The 14973-nt window shown below is 69.3% G+C and carries 12 protein-coding genes; 1 reads left to right on the forward strand and 11 read right to left on the reverse strand.

The genetic code is table 11. From position 1 onward, the window contains the following. Positions 1-451 precede the first annotated feature (451 nt). From BOX37_RS21305 to BOX37_RS21315, 3 genes are all read right to left on the reverse strand, one after another. Positions 452-2725 (reverse strand): polyribonucleotide nucleotidyltransferase, encoded by a 2274-nt coding sequence (locus BOX37_RS21305; RefSeq protein ID WP_071929193.1) that lies wholly within the window; start codon positions 2723-2725, stop codon positions 452-454. A 626-nt stretch (positions 2726-3351) separates the two neighbouring features. Then, positions 3352-3621, reverse strand: coding sequence for a 30S ribosomal protein S15 (gene rpsO / locus BOX37_RS21310; RefSeq protein WP_067492627.1), 270 nt, complete (start codon positions 3619-3621; stop codon positions 3352-3354). A gap of 125 nt (positions 3622-3746) precedes the next feature. Next, entirely contained in the window at positions 3747-4715 is a 969-nt protein-coding gene (locus tag BOX37_RS21315; RefSeq protein WP_071929194.1) for a bifunctional riboflavin kinase/FAD synthetase, read from the reverse strand. Positions 4716-4778: 63 nt separating this feature from the next. Here BOX37_RS21315 and BOX37_RS21320 point away from each other — a divergent pair, with 63 nt between their 5' ends. Then, positions 4779-5546: a metal-dependent transcriptional regulator gene (locus BOX37_RS21320; RefSeq protein WP_240504976.1), complete on the forward strand. Its 768-nt coding sequence runs from the start codon at positions 4779-4781 to the stop codon at positions 5544-5546. A 130-nt stretch (positions 5547-5676) separates the two neighbouring features. Here the strand turns inward: BOX37_RS21320 and truB are convergent, their stop codons facing one another. From truB to infB, 8 genes are all read right to left on the reverse strand, one after another. After that, complete coding sequence (gene truB, locus BOX37_RS21325; RefSeq protein WP_071929195.1) at positions 5677-6609, reverse strand: tRNA pseudouridine(55) synthase TruB; 933 nt, start codon at positions 6607-6609, stop codon at positions 5677-5679. Further along, complete coding sequence (npt, locus tag BOX37_RS21330; RefSeq protein WP_071929196.1) at positions 6609-7277, reverse strand: 4'-phosphopantetheinyl transferase Npt; 669 nt, start codon at positions 7275-7277, stop codon at positions 6609-6611. The genes truB and npt overlap by 1 nt, the downstream gene beginning before the upstream one ends. Positions 7278-7431: 154 nt before the next feature. Continuing rightward, on the reverse strand, positions 7432-8373 hold the full coding sequence (locus BOX37_RS21335; RefSeq protein ID WP_071929197.1) for a metallophosphoesterase family protein: 942 nt from the start codon (positions 8371-8373) through the stop codon (positions 7432-7434). A gap of 150 nt (positions 8374-8523) precedes the next feature. After that, entirely contained in the window at positions 8524-9861 is a 1338-nt protein-coding gene (locus BOX37_RS21340; RefSeq protein ID WP_071929198.1) for an MATE family efflux transporter, read from the reverse strand. Between the two features lie 194 nt (positions 9862-10055). Next, positions 10056-11066, reverse strand: a complete 1011-nt coding sequence (locus BOX37_RS21345; protein WP_071929199.1) for a DHH family phosphoesterase — start codon at positions 11064-11066, stop codon at positions 10056-10058. Positions 11067-11071: 5 nt separating this feature from the next. Continuing rightward, positions 11072-11521 (reverse strand): 30S ribosome-binding factor RbfA, encoded by a 450-nt coding sequence (gene rbfA / locus BOX37_RS21350; RefSeq protein ID WP_071929200.1) that lies wholly within the window; start codon positions 11519-11521, stop codon positions 11072-11074. Between the two features lie 14 nt (positions 11522-11535). Next, positions 11536-11829 (reverse strand): DUF503 domain-containing protein, encoded by a 294-nt coding sequence (locus BOX37_RS21355; RefSeq protein WP_071929201.1) that lies wholly within the window; start codon positions 11827-11829, stop codon positions 11536-11538. Between the two features lie 90 nt (positions 11830-11919). Next, positions 11920-14919 carry a translation initiation factor IF-2 gene (gene infB, locus BOX37_RS21360; protein ID WP_071929202.1) on the reverse strand — a complete coding sequence of 1000 codons (3000 nt, stop codon included), beginning with the start codon at positions 14917-14919 and terminating at the stop codon, positions 11920-11922. Positions 14920-14973: the final 54 nt, after the last annotated feature.

Here is a 14973-nt window from a genome sequence, read left to right on the forward strand (position 1 = left end):
GCGATCGGCTATAACACGACCATTCCGTTCCGGCGCGCCGTCATGCAACCGGGCACCGGCTCGTCCGTCTCCACCGGGCCCACGATCCAGGGGTTGCATCCCTTACAGCTATGACTCGGCTATCTCCCGACCTCCATCGTCAACCCCGACACCTGACACACACGCCCGCGGACGAAGGGAAGCGTATTCGGTTCGATAATAAACCGGACCAGATTCCGTCAAAATACTGGTACCTGAGAGTAACTTTCCGGCGCCGAGAACAGTCCAGCAATCCGACCGCATACGCCGAGCGGACAGCAGGCGACGCGCCCTTCGCCGGGCGCACGCGGCTGTCACCACTGTGTCCGGCAACACTAAGTGAAACAACGTTGCATCAACGTTGCTTTCCCGCCGAGACGACAAAACCCCCCGCCGTTGTGCTGGCGGGGGGTTCTGCGTCTGGTGCGCTACCCTACTCGGCGGCGGCGGTCTCCTCGACGGCGGCCGGCTCGGCGGCCGGGGCCTCGTCCTCGACCGGGACGAGCGAGATCTTGCCGCGATTGTCGATATCGGCGATCTCCACGCGCAGCTTGTCGCCGACGTTGACCACGTCCTCGACCTTGGCGACGCGCTTGCCGTTGCCCAGCTTGGAGATGTGCACCAGGCCGTCACGGCCCGGCAGCAGCGAGACGAACGCGCCGAAGGCGGTGGTCTTGACGACCGTGCCGAGGAAGCGTTCGCCGACCTTGGGCAGCTGCGGGTTCGCGATCGCGTTGATCGCGTCGATCGCGGCCTGGGCCTTCAGCCCGTCGGTCGCACCGACGAACACGGTGCCGTCATCCTCGATGGAGATGTTGGCGCCGGTGTCCTCGGTGATCTGGTTGATCATCTTGCCCTTGGGCCCGATGACCTCGCCGATCTTGTCGACCGGGATCTTGATCGCGGTGACGCGCGGGGCGTAGGGGCTCATCTCGTCCGGGGTGGCGATGGCCTCGGCCATCACGTCCAGGATGGTGGTGCGGGCATCGTGCGCCTGGTTCAGCGCACCGGCCAGCACCTGCGAGGGAATGCCGTCGAGCTTGGTGTCCAACTGCAGGGCGGTGACGAAGTCACGGGTACCGGCAACCTTGAAGTCCATGTCACCGAAGGCATCCTCGGCGCCGAGGATGTCGGTCAGCGCCACGTAGCGGACCTCGTCCTCACCCTTGTCGTTGGTGACGGTGTCCGACACCAGACCCATCGCGATACCCGCGACCGGCGCCTTGAGCGGCACACCGGCGTTGAGCAGCGACAGGGTGGAGGCACACACCGAACCCATCGAGGTGGAGCCGTTGGAGCTCAGCGCCTCCGAGACCTGACGGATGGCGTAGGGGAACTCCTCCTGCGAGGGCAGCACCGGCATCAGCGCACGCTCGGCGAGCGCGCCGTGGCCGATCTCGCGGCGCTTGGGCGAACCCACGCGACCGGTCTCGCCGGTGGAGAACGGCGGGAAGTTGTAGTGGTGCATGTAGCGCTTGGAGGTCTCCGGGCCGAGCGAGTCGACCTGCTGGGCCATCTTCACCATGTCCAGGGTGGTGACGCCCAGGATCTGGGTCTCGCCACGCTCGAACAGCGCCGAACCGTGGGCGCGCGGGATCACGTCGACCTCGGCGGAGAGCTGACGGATGTCGGCCAGACCGCGGCCGTCGATGCGGAAACCGTCGGTGAGGATGCGCTGGCGCACCAGCTTCTTGGTGACCGAGCGGAACGCGGCACCCAACTCCTTCTCGCGACCGACGAAGTCCTCACCGAGGCGCGAGAGCACCTCGGCCTTGATCTCGTCGATGCGGGCCTCGCGGGCCTGCTTGTCGGCGATGCTCAGCGCCTCGTTCAGCTCCACCTTCGAAGTGCCCTCGACGGTCTCGAACACGTCGGGACCGTAGGGCGGGAAGAGCGGGAACTCCTGAGTGGGCTTGGCGGCCAGCTCGGCCAAGTCGGCCTGCGCGCGGACCAGGCGCGCGATGAACGGCTTGGCGGCTTCCAGGCCCTCGGCGACGACGGCCTCGGTCGGCGCCTGCGCGCCGTCGGCGATCAGCGCGATCACCTTGTCGGTGGCCTCGGCCTCGACCATCATGATGGCGACGTCACCGGTCTCGGTGACCCGGCCCGCGACGACCATGTCGAACACGGCGTCCTCGAGCTGCTCGACGGTCGGGAACGCGACCCACTGGCCGCCGATGAGGGCGACGCGCACGCCACCGATCGGGCCGGAGAACGGGATGCCCGAGAGCTGGGTCGACGCCGAGGCGGCGTTGATGGCCACCACGTCGTAGAGATCCTGCGGTTCGAGGCTGAGCACGGTGACCACGACCTGGATCTCGTTGCGCAGACCGTCGATGAAGGTCGGGCGCAGCGGACGGTCGATCAGGCGGCAGGTCAGGATCGCGTCGGTGGAGGGGCGGCCCTCGCGACGGAAGAACGAGCCGGGGATGCGACCCGCGGCGTACATGCGCTCTTCGACATCGACCGTCAGCGGGAAGAAGTCGAACTGGTCCTTGGGGTGCTTACCGGCGGTGGTCGCCGACAGCAGCATCGTCTCGTCGTCCAGGTACGCGGCCACCGAGCCCGCGGCCTGCTTGGCCAGCCGGCCGGTCTCGAAGCGGATGGTGCGGGTGCCGAAGCTGCCGTTGTCGATCAGCGCGACCGACTCGAAGATTCCGGGCTCGACCTCGACCGCGGTCGAAGTACGTTCAGTTGTCTGCGTCATTTTCTTCTCTCGACCTCTCGTCTCGCTGGTCGCGCTGCCGTTTTCCAGGCGCACTGGCGCCGGGTGGGCGCGAACCAGCTCCTCGTCAGCCGTACCGGACACGGACACGCGGCAGCCCTCCTGGCTGCCACGCGCAGCACCCGGCCGGATCCCCTTGGAAGCGGCGACGCGGAGGCGGTCATCGATCGAAGCCCGACGGCGGCGGGAAACGCCTGCCGAAAGGCCACTACCGAAGACCGACGCCACGCGGACGGATGCATACGGCTGTCACATGTTGTAGTGCACGCGGAACCCCGATGGTCGCCGAATACACGAATAGCCAACGAGAAGAAGTGTACTTCTTCCCATTGGCTATCGAGCGACCGCCTCCACCAGAAGGCGTGTCAATGAACTCAGCGTGGAACCCAGCGTGCGAACCGACCACCCTCACGAGTGGCGCGATCGACCCCGAGCAAGCCCGCTACGGACTCTCACGCAACCCCCACGTGTTCGGCCGCCCCGGATCCGAGGGCCGAGACGTAACGCCGAAGGCGGAGTATCGGCCCTCGGATTCGGGGCTACCAGGCCGAAAACCCGCGGCGCCAGCCGCCATGAATACCGAAAACCCGCGGCGCCAGCCGCCAAGGTTACCGACGCAGGCCGAGGCGCTCGATGAGCGAACGGTAGCGGTTGATGTCCTTGGCCTGCAGGTACTTCGACAGGCGACGACGACGACCGATCAGGGCCAGCAGGCCGTGCCGGGTGTGGTGATCGTGCTTGTGCTGCTTGAGGTGCTCGGTCAGGTCCGAGATCCGCTTCGACAGCAGCGCGATCTGCGCCTCCGGCGAACCGGTGTCCTTCTCGTGCAGGCCGTACTCGGCCAGAATGGCCGACTTCTGCTCAGTGGTCAGCGCCATGCGGCAGACTCCTATTTTTCAGTTCCGCGCTCGAATGTCCGGTTACCCGGGATGGGCGCCACCGCGGACCGCAGCAAACCCGAGGAACCACTTTACCCGACCTGTTCGGGCGAGCCGCACCGGCCTCAGGCGTCGGCGGCGGTGAGCACCTTGCGCGCGGCCTCGACATCGCGACCCATGGCCTCGACCAGCTCGTCGATGGAATCGAACTTGCGCATCCCGCGCAGCTGTTCGACGAAGTCGACCGCGACGTGCTGACTGTACAGGTCGGCCTCGGCGTCGAGAACGAACGCCTCGACGGTGCGCGACCGGCCCGAGAACGTCGGATTGGTGCCCACCGAGATGGCCGCCATCGCCCGCTGACCGGGGTCGATCGTGCCGACCGGGCCGTCGGCGCCGAGCACGGTGAACCAGCCCGCGTACACGCCGTCGGCGGGAATGGCGGCGTGCATGGGCGGGGCGACGTTGGCGGTCGGGAAGCCGAGTTCGCGTCCGCGCTTGTCGCCGTGCACGACGACGCCTTCGATGCGGTGCGGGCGACCGAGCGCCTCCGCGGCCGCGGCCATGTCGCCCGCGTCGACGCAGGCGCGGATGTAGGTGGAGGAGAACGTGACGGCGTGCTCACCGAGCAGGGTCACCCCGTCGACCTCGAAGCCGAACCGTTCACCGAGCTCGCGCATCGTGTCGACGGTGCCCGCGGCCTTCTTGCCGAAGGTGAAGTTGTCCCCGACCACGACCGCGGTGACGTGCAGTCGTTCGACCAGCAGGTCGTGCACGTAGCCGCCCGGGGTGAGCTTCATGAATTCCTGGGTGAACGGCATCACGCAGAACACGTCGATGCCGAGTTCCTCGGCCAGTTCGGCGCGGCGGGTCAAGGTGGTGAGCTGGGCGGGGTGCGAACCGGGCCGTACCACCTCCATGGGATGCGGATCGAAGGTCATCAGAACCGACGGGACACCACGGGAGTTCGCCGCGGCCACCGCGCGACTGATCAGCTGCGCGTGCCCGCGATGCACGCCGTCGAACACACCGATCGTGAGGACGCAGCGCCCCCAGTCCGCGGGCACCTCGTCGAGACTTCGCCACCTCTGCACACCGCGAAGCCTATCGCGGCCGTGCGCCGCGCCGGTTCGCCGGATGTGTCATTCCCGTCAGGGATGCCTAACATCAATGGTGTGCCAGGTAAACGAGATGTCGCGCCCCGCCGTGCGGCGACGCGATCCGGCGAGCAGGCCGAACTCGCCGCCACCGCCACGATCGCGCCCGAGTTGTCCGCGGTGGCGCAGGACTATCTGAAGGTCATCTGGACCGCTCAGGAATGGTCACAGGAGAAGGTGTCGACCAAGCTGCTCGCCGAGCGGATCGGGGTGTCGGCCTCGACGGTGTCCGAGGCGGTGCGCAAGCTCGCCGACCAGGGCCTGGTCGAACACGCCCGCTACGGCGCGATCACGCTGACCGAACACGGTCGGCGCGCCGCCGTGGCGATGGTCCGCAGGCACCGGCTCATCGAGACCTTCCTGGTGAACGAACTCGGCTACGGCTGGGACGAGGTCCACGACGAGGCCGAGGTGCTCGAACACGCCGTCTCCGAACTCCTGATGTCGCGCATCGACGCGAAACTCGGCCACCCCGACCGTGATCCGCACGGCGACCCGATCCCCTCGGTCGACGGCGCGGTCCCCACTCCCCCGGCCCGCCAGCTCAGCGATTTCGGGGCGGGCGAGTCCGGCCGGGTCGCCCGCATCTCCGACTCCGACCCCGCCATGCTGCGCTATTTCGACTCGGTGGGCATCGCCCTCGACACCACGATAGTGGTCCAGGAACGTCGCGACTTCGCCGGCACCATCGCGGTCCGGATCGCCGATGGCGCCTTGCCGACCGAGCTGGGAACTCTTGCGGCGGAAGCGATCTGGCTCGCCACCTAGCAGTCACCGCGATACACGACAGTGCGCGACTCACGATCGATCGATACCGGCACGGCCACCCTGGCGCCGACCGGCCCGCTGAAACCGAACACGATGCGGCGCACCGGATTCCCGACGTGCTGAACTGCAGTCAGTCGCCGATGCCCGGCGGGCGAACCACCATGACCGAGGCGGCGCGTTTGCCGCTCTCCTCGAGCAGGGCGATGGCTCGGCCCGCCGGGTCGATGGCGGCGTAGACTCCCGCGCGGCCGATGGGGTCGAGCCAGCGGCCGTTGCGGAGGTCTTCCGCCTGGGATTCGTCGATGTCCCGGTGGGGGAAAGCGGTGCGGACCGCGGTGTCGATGTCGAGGCTGAGCAAGGGGTGCTCGGCCTCGGCGGCCGCGGCGAGTTCGTCGAGGGTGCGGGCGTGTTCGAGGGTGAACGGACCGACGCGGGTGCGCCGCAGGGCGGTCAGGTGTCCACCGACGCCGAGAGCGGCGCCCAGGTCCCGGGCGAGGGCGCGGATGTAGGTGCCCGAGGAGCAGTCGACTTCCACGTCCAGGTCGACGAATTCGCCGTCGGCGACATCCCGGCGGGCCAGGACCTCGAACCGTGACACCGTCACCGGGCGGGCGGGCAGGTGTACGTCCTCGCCCGCGCGGGCGCGGGCGTAGGCGCGTTCCCCATCGATCTTGATGGCGCTGACGGTGGCGGGGACCTGCTGGATGTCACCGGTCAGGGCGGCGACCTCGGCCGCGATCGCGTCGTCGGTGAGGTGCAGCGCGGGCGTTGTCGCGGTGACCTCGCCCTCCGCGTCGTCGGTGACGGTTGCCTGGCCCAGCCGGATCGTCGCGGTGTAGGCCTTGGTGGTGAGGATCAGCTGACCGAGCAGTTTCGTCGCCCGCTCGACACCGAGCACGAGCACTCCGGTGGCCATCGGGTCGAGAGTGCCCGCGTGCCCGACCTTCTTGGTGCGTAGCAGCTTCCGGCTGCGTGCCACCACATCATGGCTGGTCCAGCCGCCGTCCTTGTCGACGATCACCAGTCCGCCGAGCTGGCCGACCGCGGAGTGGCGCGCGGCCATCAGCCGTGCGCGATCGCGGTCAGGATCAGCCCGTCGGCGATCGTCCAGCGTCCGTCGAAAGTGCGCAGGGGCGCGCCGCCATCGTGTGTCGTGCCGGGGATGAGCAGTTCGGTGTGGAACGTTCCGGAACCGGAATCGGCGGTGCGGGAATCGATCTCGAAGGTGATGTGGGCGTCCTCGAAACCGAGCCAGCGGTGGGTCAGCGGGAACCACGCCTTGTAGGTGGCTTCCTTGGCACAGAACAGCAGCCGATCCAGATGCAGGCCGGCGGGCGCGGTGGTCAGCCACTCGCGCTCGGCGGGCAGACTCACCGAATCGAGCACGCCCTCGGGCAGGGCGCCGTGCGGTTCGGCGTCGATGCCGACCGAGCGGAAGCGCAGCGCGTGGGTGAGCGCGGCGGCGCGATAGCCGTCGCAGTGGGTGAGACTGCCGACGACGCCACGCGGGAACAGCGGCATGCCGCGCTCCCCCTTGCCGATCGCGACCGGGGGCTCACCGAGCTGTTCGAGCGCCAGGCGCGCACAGTGGCGAGCGCCGATGAAGTCGCGGCGGCGCTTCTCGACCGCCTTGGCGATGAGGTGTTCCTCGGCCGGATGCGCCTTCAGCTCCTCCGGATAGGTCAGCAGCTCGGCGGTGGCCACGCCTGACGGCACAATGTCCTGAATCACTGTCGCGCCTCTCCGCGAATTCCGGCCGGAGCGAGAATCGCGACGGCCTTCATCGGCGTCCGGCGGAATGCGGGTGTGGCGCGTTCGCCCGTCCCCGATGAGTTACCCATGGTCACCACGAAATCAGTCGTCGCGCACCGACGCAAATTCCCGGTCACAGTCCTCGGCGCCGATCCGCCTTGGCTCGCATTTCCGCGGCGGCGGCTTCCATCTCGGGAGTGAGCTTGAAGTGGCCGCCCCAGGAGTTGAGGTCGCCCTCGGCGTAGACCGGTTCGGGCAGGATCTGGCGCAGCAGGGGCTCGGGCACACCGCGGCGCTTCCATTCGCGCGGGTAGCCCAGGGAGACCTCCTCGAACCGGACGCCGTCGTAGTAGGTGGTGCGCGGGATGTGCAGGTGGCCGTAGACCGAGCAGACGACGTTGTAGGTGGTGTGCCAATCGGCGGTGAGGTCGGTGCCGCACCACAGCGAGAACTCCGGGTAGAACAGGATCTCGGTGGGCTGACGCACCAGCGGGAAGTGGTTGACCATGACCACCGCGGTATCGGGGGCGAGCGCGTCGAGGCGGCGCTGGGTGTACTGCACGCGGGCGTGGCACCAGGCGTCGCGGGACAGGTACGGCTCCGGCGTCAGCAGGAATTCGTCGGTGGCCACGACATTGCGTTCACGCGCGAGCGCCAGTCCCTGCGCCTTGGTCGTGGTCCCCTCCGGCAGCCACGAGTAGTCGTAGAGCAGGAACATCGGCGCGATGGTGACGCGTCCGCCGTACTTCTCGGCGCCGGCCCCGGTCCAGACCGGGAACGGGTCTTCGGGGGTGACGACGTCGAGGTCACGGCACATCGCCACGAGATAGTCGTAGCGGGCGGCGCCGTGCATCTGCACCGGGTCCTTGGGCGTGGTCCACAGTTCGTGGTTGCCCGGCACCCAGATCACCTTCGCGAACCGGCGGCGCAGCAGCTCGAGTGCCCACCGCACCTCCTCGGCCTTCTCGCCCACGTCCCCGGCGACGATCAGCCAGTCTTCCGGCGAGTCCGGGTGGATCTGCTCCACGACCGGCTTGTTGCCCTGGTGTCCCACATGGACGTCGCTGACCGCCATCAACTTCGGTATCACCCGTCCACAGTGGCACACCCGCGTCGCGGACGACCGGCGGGTTCACCGATCGGCGGTCGCGGGCGAGTATCCGCCCCGCGATCTCGAGATCCGCTGGGTCGACATTCTCAGCCCCCTGCTCGCGCTGACCCCGGCTCACGCGGCGCCGCTGGGCACGTCGGCACCGACCCTGGCCCACCGACCCGACCTGGCCCTGGCGACCACGGCGACCAACCGCAGCAGCATGAACGCGACCAGTCCTGACCAGATCCCGGCCACGCCCCAGTCGAAGACGAGCGAGAGCCAGATCAGTGGCAGGAACCCGAGCAGAGCGGCAATCAGCGTGGCGGTGCGCAGGAAGGCGGCGTCGCCGGCGCCGAGCAGGACCCCGTCGAGCGCGAAGACCGCGCCCGCCACCGGAATCATGGCGACGAAGAACCACCAGATGACATGGGCGCGGTCGAGCACCTGCGGGTCGTCGGTGAACAGCAGCGGGATCACCCCCACGCCCGCGGCGAACGTGGCGGCCAGCAGCAGCGCGAAGATCTCCGACCAGCCGGTGACGCGGCGCGCGATCCCCTTGGCGTCTCGCGCATTTCCGGCACCGAGGGCCGCACCGACCAGGGTCTGGGCCGCGATGGCCAGCGAATCCAGGGTCAGCGCGAGGAAATTCCACAGTTGCAGCACGATCTGGTGGGCGGCCACGGACGCGGCACCGAAGCGGGCGGCGACCGCGGCGGCAGAGACGAAGCACACCTGGAACGAGAGGCTGCGCACGATGAGATCGCGCCCGAGCACCAGTTGCGCGCGCATCACCGCCGGTCGTGGCCGCAGCGAAACCCGTTCGCGCAGCAGCGCGTAGACGAACAGCGTGCCGGTGACGAACTGGCCGACGACGTTGGCCACCGCCGACCCGGGTAGCTCCAGCCGCGGCGCACCGAGCAGCCCGTACACCAGCACCGGGCACAGCACCGCCGACAGCGCCAAGCCCGCGACCACGAACAGCAACGGCCGACGCACGTCCTGGACCCCGCGCATCCAGCCGTTGCCGGCCATCGACAGCAGGATCAACGGCACCCCGAACAGCGCGATCCGCACCCAGGTCAGCGCCTCGCCGGCGATCTCGCCGCCCCCGGCGATCGCCGAGCACAGCGGCCCGGCGAACAGTTGCACCACCGCCACGATCAACAGCCCGATGGCCACGCCGACCCAGCTTGCCTGAATCCCCTCCTCGACCGCGCCCGCCCGGTCCCCCGCGCCATGGCGACGGGCCGCCCGCGCTGTCGTCCCGTAGGACAGAAATGTCAGCTGCGTGCTCACGGTTCCCACGATCACGCCACCGACCGCGAGCCCGGCCAGCGCGAGCGCCCCCAACCGGCCGACCACCGCCATGTCGAACAGCAGATACAGCGGCTCGGCGACGAGAACACCCAGGGTCGGCAGCGCGATCCCCAGAATGCGCCGCGGCCCGGCCTGTTCCACCGCAGAACTCACGCCCGACGACCTCCCCGATGAAGGGCGCCGCTCACTCCCCGGCGCGTACCTGTGCACGACTGCCGCCGATGGTCGCACACGGCACCGACACCGCGGCTCGTGTGCCACTCCGCTCGTATGCCACTACCTCGCACCAGAACTGCGCGAGCTGCTCGGGTTCCGCGCAATCGATGTCTTCTCGCCGCCTGACGTGATCAGCCCAGCGCGGTGACCAGCGCCCGAACCACCGACTCCACACTGCCGTAGGTGGTGTAGCCGGCGGCGAAGCGATGGCCGCCGCCCCCGAAACCGCTCGCGACGGCCGCCACGTCGATGCCGTCGGCGGTGCCGGGTGCGGAATCCCGGGAGCGCAGCGAGACCGTCCAGCGGTCGTTGTGGCCGCGGGCCTCCTTGAAGACCGCGGCGATACCCGCCTCGGTGGTGGTTCGGATGACATCGATGACGCTCTCGACCTCCTCCGGGCCGACCTCGTGGGTGTCGGCGGCGCGCACCAGCGCGTACACCAAACCCACTCCGGCAGCCGAGGGCACGACCACCGCGGTCGAGAGCACCTTCGACAGCATCGGCAGCCAGGCGAACGGATGGGTGTCGAGCAGCACGCGGGTGATCTCGGTGCCGTCGATGCCGGTGGCGAGCAGACGCTCGGCCAGCGCATGGCTGCCCGGCCTGGCCCAGCGGAACGAACCGGTGTCGGTGACGAGACCGGCGAACAGGCAGTGCGCGATCGCCGCGTCGATCGGGACTTCCCAGGCGTCGAGCAGGCGGGTGATCAGCTCGGTGGTCGAGGCCGCCGATTCATCGATCAGGTCGACGGTGCCGAACCCGTCGTTGGCGCGGTGATGATCGATCACCAAGGTCGAGCGGGCGCCGCGCAACCGGTCGGCGAGCGCGCCGAGACGACTGCGCGCACCACAGTCGACCACGATCAACAGATCCACCTCGTCCGGCACCTCCGCGGGCGGCACGAGATGTTCGGTGCCGGGCAGGGTACGCAGCGAGGCGGGCAGTTCGGCCGGTTCGGCGAACGACACCCGGACCGGCACGCCGCGCCGATGCACGGCAAGCGCCAGCGCGAGCCCGCTGCCGACGGTGTCGGCGTCGGGCTGCACATGGCACAGGACGGTCACCGAACGCGCCGCCGCCAACGCGGCGACGGCGGCATCCAGCGCGGTCCCGTCACGGATTCCGGCGTCGCGACCGGGCACGACGACTACTCGGGGTCTTCGTCGTCGCGATCGGACTTGTACGGATCGGCGTCACCGGCGTGGGTGGCGTTGGCGGCCACCTTGGCGACCTCGTCGTCGATGGCGCGAGCCCGGGCCAGCAGCTCCTCCATGTCGCGTGCCGCGTCGGGCACCTTGTCCAGCGTGAACGACAGGATCGGCGTGAACTTCACCCCGGTTCCGGCGCCGACCTTGGACCGCAACACACCCTTGGCCGCGTCCAGACCGGCGGCCGCGGCCGTGTAGTCGGGTTCGGTCTCGAGCGTCTCGCCCATCACCGTGTAGAACACCGTCGCCTCGCGCAGATCGCCGGTCACCTTGGCGTCGGTGACGGTGATGAACCGCAGCCGCGGATCCTTGATCTCGTATTCGATCGCGGTGGCCACGATCGCGGAAATCCGCTTGGCGAGTCGGCGTGCCCTGGCTTGATCCACCATGGCCTGACCTCCCTCTAGTCTTCGGGTCCGAAGATCCGGCGGCGTACTGCCAGCAACTCTATCTCCGGACGCGCGGCAACGTGCCGCTCACACTTGTCGAGCACCTCGTTCAGGTGTCCCGTTTCCGCACTGACCATGGCCACCCCGAGCAGTGCTCGGCGGTGCAGGTCCTGATCTCCGGCCTCGGCGGCATTCACGCCGAAGCGCTTCTGCAGCTCGGCGAGAATCGGGCGGATGACCGACCGCTTCTCCTTGAGCGAATGCACGTCACCGAGCAGTAGATCGAATTCGAGCGCACCGATGTACAGCGGTGCTCACCTCCTGGTAGATGGGATTCGCCCGCATGACCACACGCCGCACCCGAAACTCGGATGCGGCGTGTGGAACGGTGTGCGATATCAGTCGCGCGGCTTCTCGCGCAGTTCGTACGCCTCGATGATGTCGCCGTCCTTGATGTCGCTGTAGGTCACGGTCATACCGCACTCGAAACCTTCGCGGACCTCGGTGGCGTCGTCCTTCTCCCGCTTGAGCGAGGAGATGGTCATCGTCTCGGCGATCACCCGGCCGTCGCGGATCAGGCGCGCCTTGGCGTTGCGCTTGACCGAACCCGACAGCACCATGCAACCGGCGATGTTGCCGATCTTGGACGAACGGAAGATCGCGCGGATCTCCGCCCGGCCCAGCTCGACCTCTTCGTAGATCGGCTTGAGCATGCCCTTGAGGGCCTTCTCGATCTCGTCGATGGCCTGGTAGATCACCGAGTAGTACCGGATGTCGACGCCCTCGCGGTTGGCCAGCTCAGTGGCCTTGCCCTCCGCACGGACGTTGAAGCCGATGATGATCGCGTTCGAGGCCGACGCCAGGTTGACGTTGGTCTCGGTGACGCCACCGACACCGCGGTCGATGACGCGCAGACGCACCTCGTCGTCGATCTCGATGCCGAGCAGGGCCTCTTCGAGGGCCTCGACGGTACCGGAGTTGTCGCCCTTGAGGATCAGGTTGAGCTCCGAAGTCTCCTTCAGGGCGGCATCCAGATCTTCCAGGCTGATCCGCTTGCGGCTGCGAGCAGCGAGCGCGTTGCGCTTGCGTGCGTTGCGGCGGTCGGCGATCTGGCGGGCGATGCGGTCCTCGTCGACCACGAGCAGGTTGTCACCCGCGCCGGGCACCGAGGTGAAACCGATGACCTGGACCGGCCGCGACGGCAGGGCCGCCAGGACGTCTTCGCCGTGCTCGTCGACCATGCGGCGCACGCGACCGTAGGCGTCGCCCGCCACGATCGAGTCGCCGACGCGCAGCGTGCCGCGCTGGATGAGCACGGTCGCCACCGGGCCACGGCCGCGGTCGAGGTGCGCCTCGATGGCGACACCCTGGGCGTCCATGTCCGGGTTGGCCCGCAGGTCGAGCGAGGCGTCCGCGGTCAACAGCACCGCTTCGAGCAGCGCGTCGATGTTGAGGCCCTGCTTGGCGGAGATGTTGACGAACATGGTGTCGCCGCCGTACTCCTCGGTGACCAGACCGTATTCGGTCAGCTGCTGCCGGATCTTGTCCGGGTTCGCGCCTTCCTTGTCGATCTTGTTGACCGCCACCACGATCGGCACATCGGCCGCCTGGGCGTGGTTGATCGCTTCCACCGTCTGCGGCATGACGCCGTCGTCGGCCGCGACCACGAGGATCGCGATGTCGGTGGCCTTCGCACCACGAGCACGCATGGCGGTGAACGCCTCGTGACCCGGGGTGTCGATGAAGGTGATCAGGCGCTCTTCACCGTTGAGATCGGTCAGCACCTGGTAAGCACCGATGTGCTGGGTGATGCCACCTGCCTCGCCCTCGGCGACGTTGGCCTTGCGGATCGTGTCGAGCAGTCGGGTCTTACCGTGGTCGACGTGACCCATGACGGTCACGACCGGCGGACGCTGCTCGAGGTCGTCCTCGCCACCGGCGTCCTCGCCGTAGGTGAGATCGAACGATTCCAGCAGCTCGCGGTCTTCGTCCTCGGGGCTGACGACGTGGACGACGTAGTTCATCTCGCCGCCGAGCAGCTCGAGGGTCTCGTCGTTCACCGACTGGGTCGCGGTGACCATCTCGCCGAGGTTGAACAGCGCCTGCACCAGGGCAGCCGGGTTCGCGTCGATCTTCTCGGCGAAGTCCGACAGCGACGCGCCGCGAGCGAGACGGATGATCTCGCCGTTGCCGCGGGGCAGCCGCACGCCACCGACGGCGGGCGCCTGCATGTTCTCGTATTCGGCGCGCTTGGCCCGCTTCGACTTGCGGCCACGACGCGGAGCACCACCGGGACGACCGAACGCACCGGCCGCACCACCACGGCCACCGGGACCACCGGGACGACCGCCGCCGCCACCGGGACGACCACGGAAACCACCGGCCGCGGGAGCACCCGCACCGGCACCGGCGCCGGGGGCACCGCCACCGCCACCGCGGTAGCCGCCACCGCCACCACCACCGGGACGACCTGCGCCCCCGCCGCCGGGTGCGCCGCCGGGACGACCCGGACGGCCACCGGCCGCGGGGCCGGGACGAGCCGAGCGCGCGGGCATGGCACCCGGGTTCGGACGAGGCGGCATCGAGCCCGGGTTGGGGCGCGGACCACCGGGACGCGGGGCACCGCCCTGCGCGGCGGCCGGACGCGGACCACCCTGGCCCTGACCGGGACGGGGACCGCCCTGACCGGGAGCCGGGCGCGGACCACCCTGACCCGGCGTCGGGCGAGGACCGCCTTGACCCGGCGTCGGACGCGGGCCACCCTGCGGGGCGGGACGCGGCGCGGGACGCTCACGATCGGGGGCGGAGCTGAACGGGTTGTTGCCGACGCGCGGGGGCTTCGGGCCGGGCTTCGGGCCGGGACCGGCCGGACGCGGGGCCTGACCACCCTGCGCGGGCTGGCCGGGACGCTGCTGCTGCGGAGCCTGACCACCCTGCGCCGGGCGCGGCGCGCCGGGCGCGGGGCGCGGGGCGGGCGCGGCGGGCTTGGCAGCGGGCGCGGACTGCGCCGCCGCCGGGGTGGGCTTGGCAGCCGGAGCCGGAGTGGACTCGGCCGGAGCCGGGGTCGCCGGTGCCGCGGGAGCGGCCGGTGCCGGGGGGGTCGCGGCCGCGGCGGGAGCCGCCGGAGCCGGACGCGGGCCCGGACGGGGACCGCCGGGGGTGGGCTTGGCGCCCGGACGGGCCGCCGGGGACGGTCCGGGACGGGCTGCCGACTTCGCATCGGCCGCCGGGGCGGACTTCGACGCGAGCGATTCACGCAGACGACGGGCGACGGGTGCTTCCACCGTCGAGGACGCCGACTTCACGAACTCGCCTTGCTCCTTGAGCTTCGCGAGTAGTTCCTTGCTTGTGACACCGAGCTCTTTAGCCAACTCGTGCACGCGGGCCTTGCCTGCCACTGCTCTCCTCACTGAGAGGTCGAGCAGTGACACCGCCTAGGGAAGGCGGGCCCG

The sequence above is a fragment of the Nocardia mangyaensis genome (assembly GCF_001886715.1).
GTDB classification, from domain to species: Bacteria; Actinomycetota; Actinomycetes; order Mycobacteriales; family Mycobacteriaceae; genus Nocardia; species Nocardia mangyaensis.